This window comes from Luteimonas sp. YGD11-2, from assembly GCF_004118975.1.
Lineage (GTDB): Bacteria > Pseudomonadota > Gammaproteobacteria > Xanthomonadales > Xanthomonadaceae > Luteimonas > Luteimonas muca.
This window is the reverse complement of sequence record NZ_CP035376.1, coordinates 840,328-861,796: the sequence shown is the minus strand read 5'-3', so window position 1 is coordinate 861,796 and position 21,469 is coordinate 840,328. Positions and strand designations below refer to the sequence as shown.

16 protein-coding genes and 1 tRNA gene are annotated in these 21,469 nt (G+C 68.2%); 10 read left to right on the top strand and 7 right to left on the bottom strand.

Features of this window, described 5'->3' with window-relative positions; translation table 11 throughout:
• The first annotated feature begins 29 nt into the window (after positions 1 to 29).
• Positions 30 to 1,982: an AsmA family protein gene (locus ERL55_RS03890; RefSeq protein ID WP_129135263.1), complete on the top strand. Its 1,953-nt coding sequence runs from the start codon at positions 30 to 32 to the stop codon at positions 1,980 to 1,982.
• Between the two features lie 108 nt (positions 1,983 to 2,090).
• On the opposite strand, the gene ERL55_RS03885 is transcribed toward ERL55_RS03890, so the two are convergent.
• From ERL55_RS03885 to mtgA, 3 genes are all read right to left on the bottom strand, one after another.
• Positions 2,091 to 2,522, bottom strand: coding sequence for a CBS domain-containing protein (locus ERL55_RS03885; protein ID WP_129135262.1), 432 nt, complete (start codon positions 2,520 to 2,522; stop codon positions 2,091 to 2,093).
• Complete coding sequence (locus tag ERL55_RS03880; RefSeq protein WP_129135261.1) at positions 2,482 to 3,507, bottom strand: glycosyltransferase family 2 protein; 1,026 nt, start codon at positions 3,505 to 3,507, stop codon at positions 2,482 to 2,484. Before ERL55_RS03880 ends, ERL55_RS03885 begins: the two co-directional genes overlap by 41 nt.
• A 120-nt stretch (positions 3,508 to 3,627) precedes the next feature.
• Positions 3,628 to 4,371: a monofunctional biosynthetic peptidoglycan transglycosylase gene (mtgA, locus tag ERL55_RS03875; RefSeq protein ID WP_129135260.1), complete on the bottom strand. Its 744-nt coding sequence runs from the start codon at positions 4,369 to 4,371 to the stop codon at positions 3,628 to 3,630.
• Between the two features lie 91 nt (positions 4,372 to 4,462).
• Between mtgA and ERL55_RS03870 the strand changes: the two genes are divergently transcribed.
• The 3 genes from ERL55_RS03870 to ERL55_RS03860 all read left to right on the top strand — a co-directional run bounded on the left by ERL55_RS03870 (position 4,463) and on the right by ERL55_RS03860 (position 9,807).
• On the top strand, positions 4,463 to 5,368 hold the full coding sequence (locus tag ERL55_RS03870; protein ID WP_129135259.1) for an Hsp33 family molecular chaperone HslO: 906 nt from the start codon (positions 4,463 to 4,465) through the stop codon (positions 5,366 to 5,368).
• Positions 5,369 to 5,463: 95 nt separating this feature from the next.
• Positions 5,464 to 6,351: a hypothetical protein gene (locus ERL55_RS03865; protein ID WP_129137189.1), complete on the top strand. Its 888-nt coding sequence runs from the start codon at positions 5,464 to 5,466 to the stop codon at positions 6,349 to 6,351.
• Between the two features lie 483 nt (positions 6,352 to 6,834).
• Positions 6,835 to 9,807: a TonB-dependent receptor gene (locus ERL55_RS03860; protein WP_129135258.1), complete on the top strand. Its 2,973-nt coding sequence runs from the start codon at positions 6,835 to 6,837 to the stop codon at positions 9,805 to 9,807.
• Positions 9,808 to 10,104: 297 nt separating this feature from the next.
• On the opposite strand, the gene ERL55_RS03855 is transcribed toward ERL55_RS03860, so the two are convergent.
• Positions 10,105 to 11,886 (bottom strand): phosphoenolpyruvate carboxykinase (GTP), encoded by a 1,782-nt coding sequence (locus tag ERL55_RS03855; protein ID WP_129135257.1) that lies wholly within the window; start codon positions 11,884 to 11,886, stop codon positions 10,105 to 10,107.
• Between the two features lie 131 nt (positions 11,887 to 12,017).
• A complete protein-coding gene (locus ERL55_RS03850; RefSeq protein ID WP_129135256.1) occupies positions 12,018 to 12,629 on the bottom strand; it encodes a TetR/AcrR family transcriptional regulator in 612 nt (203 codons plus the stop codon).
• 155 nt (positions 12,630 to 12,784) lie between these two features.
• On the opposite strand from ERL55_RS03850, the gene ERL55_RS03845 reads away from it, so the two are divergent.
• Positions 12,785 to 15,265, top strand: coding sequence for an acyl-CoA dehydrogenase (locus ERL55_RS03845; protein ID WP_129135255.1), 2,481 nt, complete (start codon positions 12,785 to 12,787; stop codon positions 15,263 to 15,265).
• 125 nt (positions 15,266 to 15,390) lie between these two features.
• Positions 15,391 to 15,786 (top strand): hypothetical protein, encoded by a 396-nt coding sequence (locus tag ERL55_RS03840; RefSeq protein ID WP_129135254.1) that lies wholly within the window; start codon positions 15,391 to 15,393, stop codon positions 15,784 to 15,786.
• An 11-nt stretch (positions 15,787 to 15,797) separates the two neighbouring features.
• Here ERL55_RS03840 and ERL55_RS03835 read toward each other — a convergent pair whose 3' ends face one another.
• A complete protein-coding gene (locus ERL55_RS03835) occupies positions 15,798 to 17,159 on the bottom strand; it encodes an MFS transporter (RefSeq protein WP_129135253.1) in 1,362 nt (453 codons plus the stop codon).
• Positions 17,160 to 17,330: 171 nt separating this feature from the next.
• Here ERL55_RS03835 and ERL55_RS03830 point away from each other — a divergent pair.
• Positions 17,331 to 17,404: transfer RNA gene (locus ERL55_RS03830), tRNA-Gly, on the top strand.
• A gap of 252 nt (positions 17,405 to 17,656) precedes the next feature.
• On the opposite strand, the gene ERL55_RS03825 is transcribed toward ERL55_RS03830, so the two are convergent.
• Positions 17,657 to 19,474 carry an autotransporter domain-containing protein gene (locus ERL55_RS03825; protein WP_129135252.1) on the bottom strand — a complete coding sequence of 606 codons (1,818 nt, stop codon included), beginning with the start codon at positions 19,472 to 19,474 and terminating at the stop codon, positions 17,657 to 17,659.
• 138 nt (positions 19,475 to 19,612) lie between these two features.
• Between ERL55_RS03825 and thiS the strand changes: the two genes are divergently transcribed.
• The 3 genes from thiS to trmB all read left to right on the top strand — a co-directional run bounded on the left by thiS (position 19,613) and on the right by trmB (position 21,450).
• Positions 19,613 to 19,813 (top strand): sulfur carrier protein ThiS, encoded by a 201-nt coding sequence (gene thiS / locus ERL55_RS03820; RefSeq protein WP_129135251.1) that lies wholly within the window; start codon positions 19,613 to 19,615, stop codon positions 19,811 to 19,813.
• 90 nt (positions 19,814 to 19,903) lie between these two features.
• Complete coding sequence (locus ERL55_RS03815) at positions 19,904 to 20,701, top strand: thiazole synthase (RefSeq protein WP_129135250.1); 798 nt, start codon at positions 19,904 to 19,906, stop codon at positions 20,699 to 20,701.
• Positions 20,701 to 21,450, top strand: a complete 750-nt coding sequence (trmB, locus tag ERL55_RS03810; protein WP_129135249.1) for a tRNA (guanosine(46)-N7)-methyltransferase TrmB — start codon at positions 20,701 to 20,703, stop codon at positions 21,448 to 21,450. The genes ERL55_RS03815 and trmB overlap by 1 nt, the downstream gene beginning before the upstream one ends.
• The last annotated feature ends 19 nt before the right edge of the window (positions 21,451 to 21,469 follow it).

Sequence of the window (21,469 nt, the reverse complement as noted above, 5' to 3'; positions counted from 1 at the left end):
GTGGCGGGAACCCGCAAGGCGAAGCCCCCATGTCCGAGGCGCCCGTTCCGCCCTCCGCACGCTCACGTCGCCGGTTCGACACCATTGCCGACCATCCATGGCGCACCGCGCTGGCGGTGGCCGCAGTCGGGTTGCTGGTGCTGTTGCTGCTGTGGGACTGGAACTGGTTCAAGGGGCCGGTGGAGCGCGCAGTCGAAGCGCGCACCGGACGCAGCTTCACGATCGGCGGCGATCTCGACGTCGACCTGGGCCGGGTGACCACCATCCGCGCCGATGCGCTCGAGCTCGGCAACGCGGACTGGTCGGAAGATGCGCGCATGGCCGCCGCCGACCGGCTGCAGTTGTCCATCGAGATCCTGCCACTGCTGCGTGGCCAGGTGCGGATCCCCGAGATCCGCCTGCAGCGTCCGCAGGTGCGCCTGGAGATCGGCCCCGACCGCGAGGGCAACTGGAATGCGTTCGCGGGCGACGGCGATGGCGGCAATCCGATCCAGCTGCAGCGGTTGTGGATCGACGACGGCAACCTGCTGTTCCTGGACCCGGAAGGCGAGACCGAGGTGGACGTGCAGGTGGCCAGCGAGACCCCGGGTGAGGGCGATGCCGCACCGCCGGTCGCGATCACCGGCGAGGGCCGCTGGCGCGCCGCCGAGTTCGAGCTCGAGGGCACCGCGCAGTCCCCGCTGGACCTGCAGGACGCCGACAGTCCCTACCGCTTCGACCTGCATGCGCGTGCCGGTGCCACCCGCGCACACGCGCGCGGCTCGCTGGTGGATGCATTCCAGTTCGAGAACTTCGGCTTCCAGATGGCGCTGGCGGGCCAGAACCTCGAACACCTGTATCCGCTGCTCGGGCTGGCGATGCCGCCGACGCCTCCGTATTCCGTCGATGGCCAGTTGCGGCGCGAAGGCACCAGCTGGCACTACCGCGACTTCAGCGGCAAGGTCGGCGACAGCGACCTGGCCGGCTCGGTCACGGTGGAGACCGGGGGCGAACGCAACTTCTTCAAGGCCGACCTCGTGTCGAAGCTGCTCGACCTCGACGACCTCGCGGGTTTCCTGGGCGCCGCACCGGAGTCCGGCGCCGGCGAGACCCCGAGCCCCGAACAGGAAGCGGAAGCCGCCGACGACGGGCGGCTGATTCCAGACACCCCCTACGAACTCGACAAGCTCAACGCCATGGATGCCGACGTGCGCCTGCGTGCGCAGCGCATAGAAGCCGACCTGCCGCTCGACGACATGGATGCGCACCTCTTCCTCGAGAACGGCCTGCTCCGGCTCGAGCCACTGAACTTCGGCGTGGCCGACGGCGACATCCGCTCGACCGTGCGCATGGACGCCCGCGAGGCACCGATCCGCACCACGCTCGATGCCGATGTGCGCGGCCTCAACCTCGGCAGCCTGTTCCCGGATTCCGCGCTCGCCGGCGATGCGGTGGGCCGCATCGGTGGCCATGCCAGGCTGGCCGGCACCGGCAATTCGATCGCGGCGATGCTCGGCAGTTCGGATGGCGAACTGGCGGTGGGCATGGGCAAGGGCGAGGTCAGCGCCCTGCTGGTGGAACTGGCCGGCATCGACATCGCCGAGGCACTGGGATTTCTCTTCACGAACGACCGCAAGATCCCGATCCGCTGCGCGTTCGCCGATTTCGCGGTGGCCGATGGCGTGATGTCGGCCAACGCGCTGGCCTTCGATACCACCGACACGCTGATCATCGGCGAGGGCACCATCGACCTCGACGGCGAGGAACTCGACCTGCTGCTGCGTCCGCGGCCGAAGGACCGCAGCCTGCTCAGCCTGCGCTCGCCACTGGTGATTGGCGGCACCTTCTCCGACCCGAGCTTCCGCCCCGACCTCGCCCGTCTAGGCCTGCGTGGCGCGATCGCGCTGGCACTGGGTTCGATCGCACCGCCGGCCGCGTTGCTGGCCACGCTGGAACTCGGCCCCGGCGAGGACAGCGACTGCGGTGGCGAGTACGCGCGCTGATCCGCAGGACCGGGATCATCCGTTGGCCCCGCCAGGGCGGGACCCGCGGCGCGGCGCGCCGCCCACGCCATATCGCCTACGACGCGATGCCGCGCACGTCATAGCGCCCTACGACGCGATATAGCGCTGCAACTGGTCCAGCTCCACCTGCTGGTCCTCGATGACCGCTTTGACCAGGTCGCCGATCGATACGATGCCGACGATCCGCCCGTCCTCCAGTACCGGCAGATGGCGGAAGCGGCCGTCGGTCATCAGCTGCATGCAGTGCGCAACGGTGTCGTCGGGGCCGATGGTGGTCACGGTGTCGACCATGATGTCGCGCACCGGTGTCTGCTGCGACGTGCGACCGGTCAGCACCACCTTGCGGGCGTAGTCGCGCTCGGAAACGATCCCGACCAGGCGATTCTCTCCATCGAGCACCAGCACGGACCCGATCCCGTGTTCGGCCATCAGCCGGAGCGCGTCGATCACCGGTGCGTCGGGACCGACCGCATGCACCTCAGGGTTCTTCGATTCCAGCACCTGCCGCACGGTACGCATGGCGTTCCACCTCCATCGTCGACACGGACGGGCAGCATACCCCGCGTGCCGGAAGCCAGGTGTCCACGAGATAGAGGGGTCGCTGTTTCGACTCCTCGTACAGCCGGCCCAGGTATTCGCCGATCAGGCCGAGCGCGATCAGCTGCATGCCACCCAGGAACAGGATCACCGCCATCATCGTCGGCCAGCCGGCGACCGGATCGCGCCAGATCAGCGCCTTGATGATGATCCACAGCGCGTACAGGAAGGCCAGCAGCGCGGTGCCCAGGCCGATATAGGTGGCCAGCCGCAGCGGAGCCGTGGAAAAGCTGGTCACCCCCTCCAGCGCGAAGTTCCACAGCCGCCAGAAGTTGAACTTGCTGCGCCCGGCCAGCCGCGCATCGCGCTGGTACGGCACCGCGATGCGGTTGAAACCCACCCAGCCGAACAGGCCCTTCATGAAACGGTGGCGCTCGCGCAGCTGCCGCAATGCCGCCAGCGCCCGTGGCGACAACAGGCGGAAGTCGCCGGTATCGACCGGGATCGGAGTCTTCGACAGCCGCAGCATCACCCGGTAGAAAAGGTGTGCCGATGCACGCTTGAGCCAGGTCTCGCCTTCGCGCTCGGTGCGGGTGCCGTAGACATCGTCATAGCCCTCGCGCCACAGCGCGACGAACCCGGGAATCAGTTCCGGCGGGTCCTGGCCATCGGCATCGAGGATCACCGCGGCGCCCTCCTCGACCAGGTCCAGGCCGGCGGTCAACGCGGCTTCCTTGCCGAAGTTGCGCGACAGCCGCACCAGCGCGACGCGTGCATCGGCGGTGGCGAGTTCCTGCAGCACCGGCCAGGTGCGGTCGCGGCTGCCGTCATCGACGTACAGCACGCTGCCATCGATCCCATCGACGCGCAGGGCGTCGAGGACGTCGAGGATCCGCCCGTGCAGCACGGGCAGCGCGTCGGCTTCGTTGAAGGCGGCAACGACGATGGTCAGGCGGTCATGGCTCATGCCGCGCATGCTAGCGGCTGGCACCGGCGGTTGCGCGCCAGTGCGGTGGAAAGCGGTTCGAAGCACGGCCGTATATATATGTCAGCGCCCGCGGCCGTACGCCGCTGCGATCGGACGCCACTACTGCAGCTGGCGCAGATGCGCCTCGCCGCCGATCTGGCGCATCTGCCGCTGGATCGCCTGCGTGCGCCGCTGCACGTACGGCCCGGGCCGCGTCACGCTGTAGCGGCGCGGGCTCGGCAGCACCGCCGCCAGCCGCGCGCTCTGCTGCCAATCCAGCGCCGACGCGTCGCGGCGATAGAACCGCTGCGCTGCCGCCTGGGCGCCATAGACGCCATCGCCGAACTCGGCGATGTTGACGTACATCTCCAGGATGCGCTGCTTGGGCCACAGCAGTTCGATCAGCACCGTGTACCAGGCTTCCAGCCCCTTGCGCACCCAGCTGCGGCCGCTCCACAGGAACAGGTTGCGCGCCACCTGCTGGCTGATCGTGCTGGCGCCACGCGTGCGCCCGCCACGCGCGTTGTGGGCACGCGCCTTCTCGATGGCATCGAAGTCGAAGCCGCGATGACGGGCGAAGTTCTGGTCTTCGGATGCGATCACCGCCAGTGGCAGCGCCGGTGCGATCGCATCCCAGTCGCGCCACTCGTAAGCGATGCGCTCCGGCCCGTTGCCGGTCCAGACGGCAATCTGGCGCGCGGCCATGTACGCGGAGAACGGCGGATCGACCACCCGCAGCACGAGCACCTGCAGCACGCTCAGCACGAGCAGCAGCAGTGGCAGCTTCCACAACCAGCGCCAGAGGCTGCGTCGCTTCCGGGGGCGATCGTGTGTCCCGCTGACCCTGTTCCGCCGTGCTTGCATGCCGCTCCCGTTGCCCCCAGATCGGGGGGTCTGCTGCCGCCGTGATGTCGACCGCGGCATTATCCGGCACATCGCGCCCTACGGACCTTCCATGACCCTGCCCGCCGACACCGATCGCCTCGACCGTTTCCTGCTCCCCCATGCCGGTGTGCGCGGCGTGCGCGTCCATCTCCATGAGACCTGGCAGCGGATCGCCGCCAGCGAGGCCTACCCCGCCGCGGTGGGCGGCACGCTGGGCGAAGCGGTTGCGGCCTGCGCACTGTTCACCGCGCATGCGAAGGTGGACGGCAGGCTGTCGGTCCAGCTGCGTGGCGAAGGCCCGATGCGCGCGCTGTTCGCCGAATGCACGGCGCAGGGCACCCTGCGTGGCCTCGCCCACTTCGACCCGGCCGCGGCGCAGGCCGCCGGCCCCGATCTGCGCCGGCTGGCCGGCGACGATGCGGTCATGGCGATCACCATCGAGAACCCCGGTCCCGGGCGCGACCCCACCCGTTACCAGGGACTGGTCGGGATGGCCGCTGCGGGCCTCGCCGAAGCATTCGAGACCTATTTCCGGCAATCCGAGCAGTTGCCCACCCGCCTGCTGCTGACCACGACCGACCACAGCTGTGCCGGACTCATGTTGCAGAAACTGCCCGGCGACAGTGGCGACGATGACGGCTGGAACCGCGCCAATGCGCTGTTCGACACCCTGCGCGAGGACGAACTGCAGGCATGGACCAGCGAGCAGTTGTTGCGCCGCCTGTTTGCCGAAGAGGAGGCCCAGCCGCTTGGGGGCCGGGCGCTGGCATTCGGCTGTTCCTGCTCGCGCGAGCGCGTGGAGGGCGTGCTGATGTCGCTCGGCCATGAGGAGGCGATGGCCGCAACCACGCAACATGGCCACGCCGAAGTGCGCTGCGAATTCTGCGGCCAGAGCTATACGTTCGATCCCGCCGAGGTTGACGCGCTGTTCACCGATGCGCCGGTTCCAATGGCGGCACCCGACCGCCTGCAATAGGTGGCCGGCTGCGGCGCCGGGGATTGTTAAATAAACATAAACGAAATACAGTCGGATCCCGATACCGGGAACTACCGGCTCTTGCCAGAGTCGATCTGATCATGCTGCTGCGCCTTGCTCCGCTTGCACTTTCCGCCCTGCTCGCCCTTGGCGTGGCAGCGGATGTGCACGCGCAGAGCCGCGCGGCCGCCTCGGAACAGCAGGCCGTCCTGCCGATCTGGAACAACACCAGCGGCCGCCTCGAAGCCCTGCTGGTGCTCGAGCCCACCGAAGAAGGTGGTGCGCAGGCCGGTGCACGCTGGCGCTTCGGCGGTAATCGCCTCGACGCCGCCTTCGGTCTCGATACCGGCGATTCGCTGGGCCTGCTCTGCGACTACCGCGGTGCGATGACGCATGCACTGGGCACGCTGGCCAACAACTGTGCGCTCGCCTCGCTCGATCTCGACGGCGACGCCGAGGACGCCCGTCGCGGCGTTGCCAGTGCGGCGCTCAGCCGTGATGGCAGCCGGATCGGTGTAAGCGTCGGCGAGACCCGCGGTCACCTGCCGGCCTGGCTGACGTCCGGCCGCGCCGGTGCCGGCAGCAGCGACTTCGATTCCAACGACCTCACGGTCTTCGCGCAGAAGAACATCAGCGACCAGGGATATGTGTCGATCGCCGGCACCGTCGCCAAGGCGCGCCTGATTCCCTATGCGCAGGCGCCGCTTGACCTCGCCGACCGCTGGGACAGCAAGTCGCTGACCGTGGGCGGTGGCTACGGCCGCTTCGGTGCCAGCATCATCGGCCAGGTGATCGACAGCCCCGGCCAGCCGCGCTGGGAAGGCCTCGGTGTCGGCCTGACCTGGCGCACGCCCTGGAGCGGCCAGCTCACGGTCGGTGCCGACAACATCGTCACCCGCGGCCGCAATCCGTTCGCCCTGCGCGGCGAGAATGGCGAGGACGAGGGCACCGTGCCCTACGTCCGCTACGAGCAGGATCTCTGACACCTGCCCTCGCGCGGCCTTCTGGCCGGAGCCTGGCACCTGGAAAGCTGCGTCACCGCGCAGCGGATGAGGCGGACTCCTCCTTTTCCTGAAGCGACGTGACCGTGGGGCCATGGCTCACCTACCAGGGTGTGGATTGCTCCCGGGCGCCGTTGGAACCCCTACTGCGTGCACGGCCTTCGGCCGTTCCGGGATCGACGACGTATCCGCCCGCCGCGACGGTTTGCACACCGCCGCGGACTTCGCGCAGCAACCGACCCCTGTGGCGTCCTCTGCGCCACCCTCCTGATCAGCGCTTGCGTCGGGCGCCTCTCGACGCGCCTATCACGGCGAGGTTACGCAATCCACCCCATTTGTTAACGACACTTTAATTTCTCTCCAAGGGGGTCTAGTATCGGGCCCGGCCTTGCCGGATTTGGCGTCTCGGTTGACACCACTGGCGGGTTCCCATGGGAATTTCCCAAGACACACTTGGAGAGAGAGATGATGTTGAAGACCAACAAGCTCCGCGACGCGATCACCTTCGCGCTCGTTGCGGGCACCACCGCCGCCGCCGGCACGGGCGTCGCCTTCGCCCAGGAAGGCCAGCAGGCGACCACGCTGGACCGCATCCAGGTCACCGGCTCGCGTATCCGCCAGGTGGACGTGGAAACCGCCCAGCCGGTGACCTTCGTGACCCGTGAGGAAATCCAGCGCCAGGGCTTCCAGTCCGTCGCGGACATCCTGCAGAACATCAGCGCCGTCGGCGCTCCGCCGATCAGCCGCGCAGCACCGCTGTCGTCGGGTGAGAACGTGGGCGGCAGCTACATCAGCCTGCGCAACCTCGGTGCGTCCCGCACTCTGATCCTGCTCAACGGCAAGCGCCTGGGCATCTCGACCAGCGGCCTGCAGGACATCGCCGCCATCCCGGCCTCGGCCATCGAGCGCATCGAAGTGCTGAAGGACGGCGCCTCGTCGATCTACGGCTCCGACGCGATGGCCGGCGTCATCAACATCATCACCCGCACCAACTTCGAAGGAGCGGAAGCCAACGTCTACTACGGCCAGTACAGCCAGGGCGACGGCGCGATCACCAACGGTGACTTCACCCTGGGCTTCGCCGGTGACCGCGGTTCGCTGACCGTGACCGGTGACTGGCGCAAGGAAGACGTGGTCGCAGGCCAGGATCGCTGGTTCAGTGCCTACACCCGCACCGACCGTCGCTGGAACGAGGGCTGGACCACCGCAGGTCAGTACGGCGGCTTCACGCCCAGCTACAGCCAGCGCGGCCTGTTCCCGAACGTGACGTTCAACCCGCCGACCGCGAACAGCGCGAATCCGGTGACCCGCGTCATCCTGCGCGAAGGTGGCGATCCGCGGAATCCGGCCGACTACATCAACCAGAACGTCGACTCGACCTCCACCGAGCACAAGACGAACACCAACGACCAGATGGACGTGCACACGCCGTTGCAGACGAAGTCGCTCTTCGTCGACGGCAGCTATGACATCACCGACACCATCCGCTTCCGCACCAACCTGGCGTATTTCAACCGCGAAACCGATCGCCTGATCGCCGGCTACCCGATGCAGGCGGCCTCGTTCGGCACCCCGATGGACGCCGACAGCTACTTCAACCCGATCGGGCAGAACATCGGCAACTGGTGGCGCCGGACCTGGGAAGTGCCGCGCTCCACCTCGTCGGACTTCAACCAGTACCGCTTCAGCGGCACCTTCGAGGGTTACTTCGAGATCGGCGACCGCATCTTCGACTGGGACGTCGGCTACCTCAACAGCCAGAGCAAGCTGACCCAGGCATCGTTCGGCAACCTCAACCTCGCCAACGTTTCGCGCGCGGTGGGTCCTTCCTTCATGAATGCCCAGGGCCAGGTCGTCTGCGGCGCGCCGGGCGCGGTCGACACCGGCTGCGTGCCGTGGAATCCCTTCCTGCATTACGGTGATACCGGTGTGGGCGGCCTGACGGGCAACGACGCACTGCAGCGCTTCCTGTTCCAGGAAGAGCACAGCACCGGTGAGACCGAGACGCAGATCTTCTCGGCCAACCTGGCCGGCTCCATCGTGACCCTGCCGGGCGGCGACCTGGGCTTCGCGGTCGGCGTGGAAAGCCGCAAGGAAACCGGCATGTTCTCGCCCGACGCGCTGGCACAGACGGGCGGCTCGACCAACCTGGCGGCTGGCCCGACCGGTGGCGGCTACCGCGTGGACGAGGTCTACCTCGAGCTCGAGGCCCCGCTGCTGTCCGGCCTGCCGTTCGCGGAAGAGCTGACCCTGACCGCGGCCACCCGCTACTCCGAGTTCGATAGCTTCGGTGACACCACCAACAACAAGTTCGGCCTGCGCTGGAAGCCGATCGAGTCGCTGATGCTGCGTGCCACGGTCGCCGACGGCTTCCGCGCTCCGACCATCTCGGATCTGTACGGTGGCGGCTCGCAGACCTTCTCGTTCTTCACCGATCCCTGCGACACCAACTTCGGCAGTTCGGCCAACAACGCCACCACCCGCGCCAACTGCGTCGCGGCCATGGGCGCGCTGGCCAACAGCTACCGCCAGCTGGGTCAGGGTTTCTCGCCGGTGGCACAGCCGAACTCGCAGACCCCGGTGGCCTTCACCTCTGGCAGCAACCCGCTGCTGACCCCGGAACTGTCGAAGTCGCAGACCATCGGCTTCGTCTGGAGCCCGGGCTTCCTGGAAGGCTTCAACGCGTCCGTCGACTGGTGGAAGATCCGTATCGCCGACACCATCGTTGCCGACTCGCCGACCACCATCCTCAACGACTGCTACATCCAGGGCATCACCAGCCGCTGCTCGCCGCAGCTGTTCACGCGTGATGGAACCGATGGCTACATCAACTTCATGAACTTCGGCGGCCGCAACGCCGGCTTCCGCAAGGCCGAAGGGTATGACATCGACCTGACCTACCGCTGGGATGCCGGTGACTACGGCAACTTCACGGTCAACTCGAACTCCACCTACACCGCGTACGATGCGCTGGTCAGCACCAACGACCCGCGCAAGCCGCTGTCCTCGGTCGGTGTCACCTCCAGCTTCCGCCTGCGTTCGAACCTTGGGCTCAGCTGGCAGTACGGTGATTTCGGAGCAAGCTGGACCGCGCGCTATTACTCGAGCATGGCGGAGGGCTGCACGTTCTTCAACGCCGCGGACAACAACCCGCAGCCGGAGTGCAACCAGATCCAGTACGCTCCGACTGGCCTGCTGAATGCGGACGGCTCGCCGGCAAGCGCGCTGCGCCGCCGCCACGTGAATGGTTCGACGACGTTCCACGACATGCAGGTCCGCTGGCAGGCTCCGTGGAATGCGACGATCGCCATTGGTGCGAACAACGTGTTCGAGAAGTACGGCCCGCCGATGTACACCCAGCCGAGCGCGAACTTCGCCTACTACGGTGGCTTCGACATCGGTCGCTTCGTGTACATGAAGTACCAGCAGCGCTTCTGATCCACGCGCTGTGACGTAAGACCACTACGGCCCCGAAAGGGGCCGTAGTTTTTTGGGTCGCACGGAACGGGATGTCAGGTGTCTTCATCGGCCCCGCTCGTTGCGCGCCCTGCAGCATGCGCCGCCGGATGGGCCTGCTCCCTCGCTGACCGCACGACTGCACCCGGACTCCCGAGGTCGCCACGCTGTCGCGTACGCAGGGTGGGGTGCGGCCGCAGGCCCATCGTTGCGAAAGCCCCACGAAAAAGGCCTTCCCGCGAGGGAAGGCCTTTCGATACACCTGGACCGGTTACGCGATCAGCCGCGCAGCGCCTCCGGCAGGCGGTCGCCATAGACCGCGTACTGCGCCTGCACGTCCGCGTGTTCGGCAGCCCAGCCGGCTTCGTCGACTGCCAGCAGGGTGTCCAGCGTGCCGACCGGCATGTCGAGGCCTTCCAGGTTCAGCGCGGAGGCATCGGGCAGCAGGCCGATCGGGGTTTCCACCGCGTCCGCCTTGCCGGTCACGCGGCCGATGATCCACTCCAGCACGCGCATGTTGTCGCCGAAGCCCGGCCACAGGAACCTGCCGTCGTCGCCCTTGCGGAACCAGTTGACGTGGAAGATCTTCGGGAGCTTCGCGTCGGCGGTGTCGAACGACAGCCAGTGCGCGAAGTAGTCGCCGAAGTTGTAGCCGCAGAAGGGCTTCATCGCCATCGGATCGCGGCGCACCACGCCGACCTGGCCGGTGGCAGCGGCCGTGGTTTCCGAGGCCATCGCGGCGCCGACCTGCACGCCGTGGGTCCAGTCGCGCGCCTGGAACACCAGCGGCACCAGCGAGGCGCGCCGGCCGCCGAAGACGATCGCCGAGATCGGCACGCCCTGCGGATCCTCGGCGCGTTCCGAGTACGACGGGCACTGCGACGCGGACACGGTGAAGCGCGCATTCGGATGTGCGGCCGGGCCGTTGGCCGGATCGTACGGGCGGCCCTTCCAGTCGAACGCCGGCACACGGTCGTCGAGGCCTTCCCACCACGGCTGGCCGTCGTCGGTCAGGCCGACGTTGGTGAAGATGGTGTCGTGCTGGATCGTCGCCAGTGCGTTCGGGTTCGACTTCGCCGAGGTGCCCGGCGCCACGCCGAAGAAGCCGGCTTCCGGATTGATCGCCCACAGGCGGCCGTCGGCGCCGGGGCGCATCCAGCAGATGTCGTCGCCGACCGTCCATACCTTCCAGCCGGCCTCGCGATAGCTCGCCGGCGGGATCAGCATCGCCAGGTTGGTCTTGCCGCAGGCACTCGGGAACGCGGCCGCGATGTAGTGCGTCTCGCCCTGCGGGTTCTCGATGCCGACGATCAGCATGTGCTCGGCCAGCCAGCCTTCCTGGCGCGCCTGCCACGAGGCCAGCCGCAGTGCGTGGCACTTCTTGCCCAGCAGTGCATTGCCGCCGTAGCCGGAACCGTACGACTTGATCGTCAGTTCCTCGGGGAAATGCATGATGAAACGGCGGTTCGGGTCGAGCTCGCCCAGCGAGTGCAGGCCGCGCACGAAGGTATTCGCGCCCTCGCCGGCGCCGCTGCCTTCACGCTCGATGCGGCGCAGCGCGTCCGCGCCCATGCGGGTCATGATCCGCATGTTGGCCACCACGTACGGCGAGTCGGTGATCTCCACGCCGCAACGCGCCAGCGGCGAGTCGATCGGGCCCATGCAGTACGGGATCACGTACATCGTGCGCCCCTGCATGCAGCCATCGAACAGCGCGTCGATCTTCGCGTTGGCTTCGGCCGGGTCCATCCAGTGGTTGTTCGGACCGGCGTCGTCGCGCTCGCGCGTGCACACGAAGGTCAGGTGCTCGACGCGGGCGACGTCGTCAGGATCGGAGCGGTGCAGCCAGCAGTTGGGATGCGTGTCCGGGTTCAGCGCGATCAGCGTGCCATCGGCTTCCATGGACGCGAGCAGGGCACGGTTCTCCGCATCGCTGCCGTCGCACCAGTGGATGCGGTCCGGCCGGGTCAGGCGGGCGACATCGTCGACCCAGGCCTGCAGCGCCGCAAGCGACGTTCCGGATTCGGTATTGGAAGGGGGGAGGGGTCGGGCGGCGTTCAAAATGCGTGCTCCTGGCGCCACGCGCCATGTCAGTCCAGCAGGACATTTTAGGGGACATGGCGCGGTGGATCTGCTGCACCTGCGTCATGAAACGGAAAACCGCCGGAAACAGGCGGGTTTTCCCGCGGTTTTCAGCGTGGCGGAATCAGCGTCGCCATCACGTGTGCGATGTAGGCATCGAACTGCTCGTGGTCGAGCCGCGACTGCGGCAGCTGGATCGACAGCTGCAGGAACCCCACGTACGCCGTGTAGGCGAGGCGTGCGCGATGGCGCGCGTCGTCGACACCGAAGCCGACTTCGCGATAGGAACGCGCAAGGTGCTCGAGGCGACGCTCCGACACGCGACCGATCACCGGTTTCACGATCGGATGGTCGAGCGCCTGCAGCAGCGCGCTGTAGACGACGTGCAGCTTGATCTCGTGGGCGACCATCTCGATCAGCGCGCGCAGGCGGTCGCGCGGATCGGAAATCTTTTCCAGCTCGCCGAACACCGCTTCCTGCTCGACGCTCTCCCAGCGTTCGAGTGCGGCCTGCAGCAGCGCGTCGCGCGAAGGGAAATGCCAGTAGAAGCTGCCCTTGGTCACACCGAGGCGCCGCGCCAGCGATTCGACGGCCACCGCGGCCACGCCCTGCTCGGCGATCAGGTCGAGTGCGGCCTGTGCCCAGTCGTCGGCGCTCAGGCGTCCGGGGCGCTCCGCGGTGCGCGGCGTATCGGCGGACTTCGCCGCGTTGGGGGTTTTCATGGGTGCGGAGTTTACCGTACGGATGCAGCCGCATGCGTATCGTTGCGGGCAATGCGGGGCCGGGATTGACTTCGCACGCCGCGACACCATACTAAAGCGTATGGTGTTGTCGGCATTCCCGACCCCATTCCTTCAAGCCTGCCCCGGAGCCTTCCATGAGCGTCGTCGTTCCGTTTCTCGCCCTGCTGCTGACGGGCATGTTCGCGGCCTACCACCGCATGCGCCTGCCGGTGTGGGTGGCGATGGCCGCCACCGCGCTGATCGCCTGCTGGCTGCTGGGTGCCAGTGCGACCGCCACCATCGTCGCGTTCGTGCTGCTCGGCCTGATCGCCATTCCGCTGCTGGTGGCGCCGCTGCGCAAGGCGTTGATCACCACGCCGCTGCTGTCGTTCTTCCGCAAGGTGCTGCCGCCGCTGTCGCAGACCGAGCGGATCGCGCTGGAAACCGGCTCGGTCGGCTTCGAGGGCGAACTGTTCACCGGTGATCCCGACTGGCAGATGCTGCTCGACTACCCGAAGCCGCAGCTCACCGCGGAAGAGCAGGCATTCCTCGACGGCCCGGTGGAAGAGCTGTGCCGGATGGTCAACGACTGGGAAATCACCCATATCCACGCCGACCTGCAGCCGGAGCTGTGGGACTACATCAAGAAGAACCGCTTCTTCGGGATGATCATTCCGAAGGAATACGGCGGGCTCGGCTTCAGCGCACTCGCCCACCACAAGGTGATCCAGAAGCTGTCGTCGATCTCCAGCGTGGTCAGCTCCACCGTCGGCGTGCCGAATTCGCTGGGCCCGGGCGAGCTGCTGGTGCATTACGGCACCCCGGAGCAGAAGGAGCAGTACCTGCCGCGCCTGGCCGATGGCCGCGAAGTGCCCTGCTTCGGCCTGACCGGCCCGTTTGCCGGCTCGGATGCCACCTCGATTCCGGACTACGGCATCGTCTGCAAGGGCGAGTGGAACGGCGCGCAGGTGCTCGGCGTGCGGCTGACCTTCGACAAGCGCTACATCACGCTCGCGCCGGTGGCGACGCTGATCGGCCTGGCGTTCCGCATGTACGACCCCGACGCGCTGCTCGGTGACGTCGAGGACATCGGCATCACCCTGGCGCTGCTGCCGCGCGACACCCCCGGTGTCGAGATCGGCCGCCGCCACTTCCCGCTCAACTCGCCGTTCCAGAACGGGCCGATCCGTGGCCGGGACGTCTTCATCCCGCTCAGCCAGCTGGTCGGCGGCGCCGACATGGCCGGCAAGGGCTGGAACATGCTCAACGAGTGCCTGGCGATCGGCCGCTCGATCACCCTGCCCTCGACCGCCAGCGGCGGCGCCAAGGCCGGCGCGGTGGTGACCGGCGCCTACGCGCGCATCCGCAAGCAGTTCGGGCTGTCGATCGGCCGCTTCGAAGGCGTGGAGGAGGCGCTGGCGCGCATCGGCGGCAAGGCCTATGCGATCAGTGCACTGGCGCAGGCCACGGCCGCGGCCGTCGACCGCGGCGACGTGCCTTCGGTGCCGTCGGCGATCGCCAAGTACCACTGCACGTCGATGGGCCGCGAGGTCATCAGCGACGTCATGGACGTGATCGGCGGCAAGGGCATCATCCTCGGCCCGCGCAACTTCGCCGGCCGCGCCTGGCAGGCCGCGCCGATTGGCGTGACCGTGGAAGGCGCCAACATCATGACCCGCAGCCTGCTGATCTTCGGCCAGGGCGCGATCCTGTGCCATCCGTGGGTGATGAAGGAGATGCAGGCCGCGCAGAACCCCGACCACCGCCAGGGGCTCGAGGACTTCGACCGCAACCTGTTCGGCCACATCCGCTACGGCATCTCCAACGCGGTGCGCTCGTTCTGGTTCGGCATCACCGGTGCGAAGTTCGGTGCCGCCCCGGGTGATGACTACACCCGTCGCTACTTCCGCAAGCTCGACCGCTATTCCGCCAACCTGGCGCTGATGGCCGACGTGTCGATGCTGACCCTCGGCGGCAAGCTGAAGTTCAAGGAATCGCTGTCCGGGCGCCTGGGCGATGTGCTGAGCCACATCTACATGACCAGCGCGATCCTCAAGCGCTACCACGACGACGGCGCGCCGGAAGGCGACAAGCCGCTCTTGGCCTGGGCGTTCCACGACAGCGTGCACCGGATCGAGACGGCGCTGTCGGACGCGCTGCGCAACTTCCCGATCCGCCCGATCGGCTGGCTGATGTGGGCGTTGATCTTCCCGCTTGGCCGTCGTGCGGAAGCGCCCGGCGATCGCCTGGGTCATCGCGTCGCCTCGCTGCTGATGAACGTCAACGAGGCCCGCGAGCGGCTGGCGCAGGGCGTGTTCCTCACCCCGTGCGAGAACAATCCGGGCGGCCGCATCGCCAGTTATCTTGCGAAGGCAGTGGCAGCCGAGCCGGTGGAGCGCAAGTTCCTCAAGGCGCTCAAGGGCAAGGGCATCCAGGCGCTGGACTACGATGCGCAGCTGGACGAGGCGGTGCGCGAGGGCGTGCTGACCGCCGACGAGCGCAACCAGCTGGCGGAACTGCGCGAGATCACCCTCGATGCCATCACCGTGGACGACTTCGACGTGCACGAGTTGCGTGCCGCGACCCACTACGATCGTGACGAGCCAGGCTCCCAACCGGCCCGCGCGGTGGCCTGAGGCCCGGCCCACCCCTGACCACACAGACGCCCGGCCACGTGCCGGGCGTTGTTCTTTCCGGAGACCGGGATGGCGCGTCACTGCCTCACGCGAACGCAATGGCAACCCGCGGCACCGGGGCCAGCATGAGCACGCACTCCCTCATGCTGCTGTGCGCCCTGCACAGCGCGGCACTCGGCGTATTCCACCTGTGCTTCTGGCGGCTGTTCGACTGGAAACGTGCGCTGGCGAAGCTGGACCGCCCCAACCGCGCGATCATGCAGATCCTCAACCTGCGCCTGGCCTTCGTGTTCTTCGCGGTCGCGGTGCTGTGCCTGCTCTACCCGGACGCGTTGGCCACCACACCGCTGGGCCGCGCGTTGCTGGTGGTGATGGTGCTGTTCTGGGTCGGCCGCACGATCGAGCAGTTCGTGTTCCTGCGCGGGCTGCGGCACCCGGCCGTGCACGCGCTGACAGCGGTGTTCGAGCTCGGCGCGGTGCTGTTCGCGCTGCCGTTGTGGCTGGTGGCGCCGGCCACCTGAGCCGGCGTGGATCAGGCCCGCGCCGGCTCCGCCATCGCATCGCCGGGGGAGTTCTCCGGCAGGCCACGCTGCTCGCGCACCACCCGCCACGCGCCGAAGGCCATGCCGGCGGCAACCGCCACACCGGTTGCGAACACCACGCTGGAGCCGAAGCCCGCGAGGAACTTGTGCAGCCATACGAAGCTGAAGTCGCCGGTGCGATAGACCGCGGTGTCGATCACCGACTTCGCCTTGTAGCGGGCCTCGCGGTCCATGCGCGTGTAGAGCGTCTCGCGCGCGGGCTTGGCCAGCGAGAACTCGCTGGCGCGCGTGGTCACCTGCACCACCGCCACCAGCAGCGGCAACGGCGAGGCCGACAGCAGCGCGAATCCGGCAAGGATCGCCAGTGCCGGCAGCAGCAACAGCGGCGCCACGCCATAGCGACGCAGCAGCCAGCGCGTGAGCAGCAGCTGCACCACGATCGTCAGCCCGTTCACCGCCCAGTCCAGCGTCGAGTAATAACGGGTGGCGGCTTCGGCGGTGGGATAGAACTCGCGCACGATCGCGGCCTGCTCGTTGTAGAGCAGCGTGCCGACGCCGACACCGAAGAACATCAGCAGTGCGAGCGCGCGCAGCAGCGGGTCCTGCGCCACCAGCCGCAGCCCGGCCCAGACCGAGCCCCCCATCGCGCGTTCGCCGCTGGCTTCGCGGTGCGCGCGCTCGCGGGCGACCGCCCACGGCCGCAGCTGCACGATGCACAGCAGGCAGACCGACAGCAGCGCCATCGACACCAGCAGCAGGTTCGCCACGCCCACCTGTTCAACCAGCAGCCGCGTGATCGCAGGCCCTGACAGCGCGCCGATGGTGCCGCCGGCGCCGATATAGCCGTACACCAGCTTGGCGTGTTCGTTGTCGAACACGTCGGCCATGAAGCTCCAGAACACCGTCACCGCGAACAGGTTGAACACCGCGATAAAGATGAAGAACACCGCGCCGCGCCCTGGTATGCCGGCATGGAACGCCCACCAGAACCCGCCCAGGCAGGCGACGAAGCCAAGATAGACCACCGGCAGGAACACGCGGCGCGGAAACCGCGCCACCAGCGCCCCGTATACCGGCTGCAGCACCAGCATCGCCACGAAAGTGCCGGTGAACAGCAGTTGCAGTGTGTAGTCCCCCAGCGCGAAGCCGGCGCGCTCGCCGGCGGCCAGCAGCCATTGCGGGAACACCGCGGATGGGTCGGCGGACGCGCCCATCGCATCGCGCACCGGGCGCAGCACGTAATAGCCGCACAGCAGGCAGAAGAAGTAGAGCAACGCCCACCACAGCGCCGGGGAGGCGGCCAGGGCATTGCGGAAACGCGCGGAACGCGATGTCGGAACGGAACGAGGCATCGCCGGCTGCGCAGGGAAAACGTCGGCGGAATGATCGGCGCTGGCGCCCGGGAGGGCAATCACTGCCCGGGTGCGGGGCGGCAGGCCGTGCGGATCGGTCTCCGCGGAAGCCTGTGGACCGCGCGCGAACGGATTGCCAGCGGCGGCGCCCGCGCCTAGACTTCAGCGCACGCGGGTGTAGTTCAATGGTAGAACTTCAGCTTCCCAAGCTGATAGCGTGGGTTCGATTCCCATCACCCGCTCCACTTTCCCCGGCGTCGAGATCTTCTCCGCCTTCCGCCCTCACCCGCCCCTCCGGGGCACCCTCTCCCGCACACGGGAGAGGGACAGCGACGGCGGTGCACTGCGGGAACCCTCTCACGTGCGCGAAGAGGAACGACGGCTGGGCACCTCTCGAGCCTCTCCTGCGCGCGCCAGAGGAGCGACGGCTGTGCACTTCTCGAGCCCCTCTCCCGCGTGCGGGAGAGGGATTGGGGTGAGGGCAACGCGGCTCCAGGTCAGAACGAGCGGTTGAGGCTCACGAACACCGTCGAGTTGCCGCTGTCGGCGTGCGACAGCGTGGTGCTGAGACCGAAGTTCGCCTCCATGCCGTACAGCCCGGCGCGCGCGCCCAGGGTGACGGTCGCATAGCTGTCGTCGTAGCGCAGGCCCGGCACCGCGAATTCGCTGGTGGCCGGCAGCGACAGCACCCGCGCGAACGCCTCTTCCGGCGCGTCCTCGAACTCGCGGTCCCAGGTGGCGCGGGCGTACGGGCGCAACATGCCTTCAGTGAAGGCGACCTGCCAGCCGACGCTGCCGACCATCGAGTCGAAGCTCTGGTCTGGATAGCCCAGCGCGGTGGAGCGCGAGGGGTCACTTTCGTCGAAGCCATCCACATCGATCCGCTGCGACACCAGTCCGACCACCGGGCCATGGCGCAGGTTGCCGGCAGCGAAGTTCCAGCCCGCATGCACGGCGGCGGTGAGATTTTCGCCGTCGGCGGAACCCTCATGCCAGCGCACGGCCTGCCCCAGCTGCACGCGACGATGGGTGTCGATGTCGATGCTCGACCAGCTCAGCTGGCCGTTGACCCAGGCACCGTTGTCGCCGTACCAGCCGGCGAAACCGCCGATGGTGGCGTCGCGGTGGCGGAAGTCGCCGCGGCGCAGGCCCCAGTCCTGCTTCGTCACGCCGTAGCCGCCGAACACGCCGAACACGGTGTTGCCGCGGGTCCAGTCGAAGCCGACCGTGAGCGCGGGTGCGAAGCCGTCGTAGTGGTCGCCGTCGCCATAGCGCTGGTAGTCGCCGCGCAGGTCGAACCACACCCCGCTGCCCTCGGCGCCCGGCGTGCCGTCGACGTGCCAGGCCACGCGCTCGGCGCGGGCACGCCCGACCACCGCGGCCGACTGCGGCAGCACCGCGATCTGCGCCGGCGCTTCCAGCACCGAGATGGCGAAGTCCGCCAGCGCGCGGTGCCCACCGGTGGTCGGGTGGACGCCATCGGCGAACAGATAGGCACTGGCCGCGTCCGCGGCCACCAGCGTGCCCGGGTTGCAGGTGATCGACTGCGCGACCGTACAGGCCGGCGCGGTCACGTTGCGGAAGCCGAATTCACCGGGGTTCGCGATCACTTCCTGCAGGAAGCCGAAGGTGTTGAGCGGGATCACCCGCAGGCCGGCACTGTTGATGCCGTTGTAGAGCGCGCCGTTGTAGGCGGTGGCGAGCGCGGTCAGCTGGCCCTGGGCCACCGCGCCCTGCGCCCGCGCGGCCGGGGTCTGCCCCATGTCGGGCAGCGTCGGCACCATGATGTAGCGCGCCCCGGCGGCCTGCAGCGTGCCGACCAGGCCGACCTGCGCGGTGACCGCACTGGCCAGTGTGGCTTCCGGGGGAGCACCTGCGGCAATCGCGAACACATCGTTGGCGCCGGTCCACAGCGTGTAGAGCGCATCGGGATCGGCACGCCCACCGGCGAGGTGGCGCTGCACCTGGGTGGCCGTGGACGGCGTCGGGCCCAGGGCGCCCACCGTATCCACCGCCACGCGCGCACCGCTCACCGCGTAGTTGTCACCGGTCTGGCCATTGCCATTGGCCGCGCCATTGGTGCCGTAATGCTCGGCCAGGTGCTGCGCCCAGACGAAGCCCGGGTTGGTGGTCGACTGCCCGACCAGGCCGCCGGAGGGGCCGATCGACTGGATCAGTACCGGCCGGTAATAACCGGCATCGCTGAGGCTGTCGCCGAAGAACACGGTGCGCGAGAACTGGCCCTGCTGGGCCACGGCAGGCAGGGCGGCCGCGGCCAGCGCGGCGGCAAGAACGGTACGGGCAAGCGGACGCATGCATCCTCCGGAACAGGTGGGGTCGCCGGCAGCGTACGCCGGCGGACGGTGGCGCATGTTCCATGCGCGCCCGGCACGACACAAGCCGCACTGCGTCATGCGGATGCAGGGCCGCGGCGAAAGGGCGACAATGCCGGCATGCATATCATCCTCAATGGTGAGCGCCTGGACCTCGACGCGGCGCAGACCATCACCGAGCTGCTGGTCGCGCGCGGCCTTGCCGGGCGCCGGGTCGCCGTGGAAGTGAATGGCGAGATCGTGCCGCGCGGGCGCCACGACGGACACACGCTTGCAGATGGCGACCGCGTCGAAATCGTGCACGCGCTGGGCGGAGGCTGAGTTCCCCGGCGCGGCCGACCAGGCCGGCACTGCTGACGCGGGATGGAAAGGCTTCAGGCCGATCACATCCATCTGCGCGATAATCCCGCGATGACCTCACTCCTCCCCTCCGAAGACAGGCTTGTCATCGCCGGCAAGGCCTACCGCTCGCGCCTGCTCACCGGCACCGGCAAGTTCGCCGACCTCGACCAGACCCGCGCCGCCACCGAGGCCGCCGGGGCCGAGATCGTGACCGTGGCGATCCGCCGCACCAACATCGGGCAGAACCCCGACGAGCCCAACCTGCTCGACGTGCTGCCGCCGGACCGCTACACCCTGCTGCCCAACACCGCCGGCTGCTACAGCGCCGAGGAAGCCGTGCGCACCTGCCGGCTGGCGCGCGAACTGCTCGACGGCCACAACCTCACCAAGCTCGAGGTGCTGGGCGACCGCAGGACCCTCTTCCCCGACGTGGTGCAGACGCTCAGGGCCGCCGAACAGCTGGTCGCCGATGGCTTCGAGGTCATGGTCTACACCAGTGACGACCCGATCCTCGCCAAGCGGCTGGAGGAGATCGGCTGCGTGGCGGTGATGCCGCTGGCCGCGCCGATCGGCTCCGGCCTCGGCATCCAGAACCGCTACAACCTGCTCGAGATCGTCGAGAACGCGAAGGTACCGATCATCGTCGACGCCGGCGTCGGTACCGCCTCGGACGCGGCCATCGCGATGGAACTCGGCTGCGATGGCGTGCTGATGAACACCGCCATCGCCGGTGCGAAGGATCCGGTACGGATGGCACGGGCGATGAAGCTCGCCGTGCAGGCCGGTCGCGACGCGTTCCTCGCCGGGCGCATCCCGCGCAAGCGTTATGCCAGTGCCTCGTCGCCGGTCGATGGACTGATCGGTTGATGGACGAGCAGGACGGGCACGGCGCCGCAGGCGCCGACAACGGACGGCTGGCGAAAAAGCCGTTCACGCTGACACCCGGCCATCGCGCGGTGCGCAGCTTCGTATTGCGCCAGGGCCGCTTCACCGAAGCACAGCAGCGCGCGTTCGATGCGTTGTGGCCACGCTTCGGGCTGGACTACAGCGGCGCGCCGCGCGACTTCGACGCGGTGTTCGGCCGCAGCGGGCCACGCGTGCTGGAAATCGGCTTCGGGAATGGCGAGGCGCTGCGCTTTGCCGCGCGCCAGGACCCGACCCGCGACTACATCGGCATCGAGGTGCACGCACCGGGCGTGGGCCGCCTGCTCAATGCGCTGGGCGATGACGGCAGCGACCACGTGCGCCTCTACCACCACGACGCGGTGGAAGTGCTCGAGCACGAGATCGCCGACGGTTCTCTCGACGAGGTCCGTATCTACTTCCCCGATCCCTGGCACAAGAAGCGCCACAACAAGCGCCGCCTGGTGCAGCCGGAGTTCGCCGCGCTGCTGGTGAACAAACTTGCGCCGGATGGTCGCTTGCACCTTGCGACCGATTGGCAGGACTATGCCGAGCAGATGTGGGACGTGCTCGATGCCACCGCCGGACTGCGCAACCGCGCTGGCGTGCGCGGGCATGTACCGCGTCCCGACTGGCGCCCGCAGACGCATTTCGAGACCCGTGGTCAACGACTCGGGCACGGAGTCTGGGACCTGCTCTACGACCGTTGCTGAGGTTCTGACTCCACCCGGG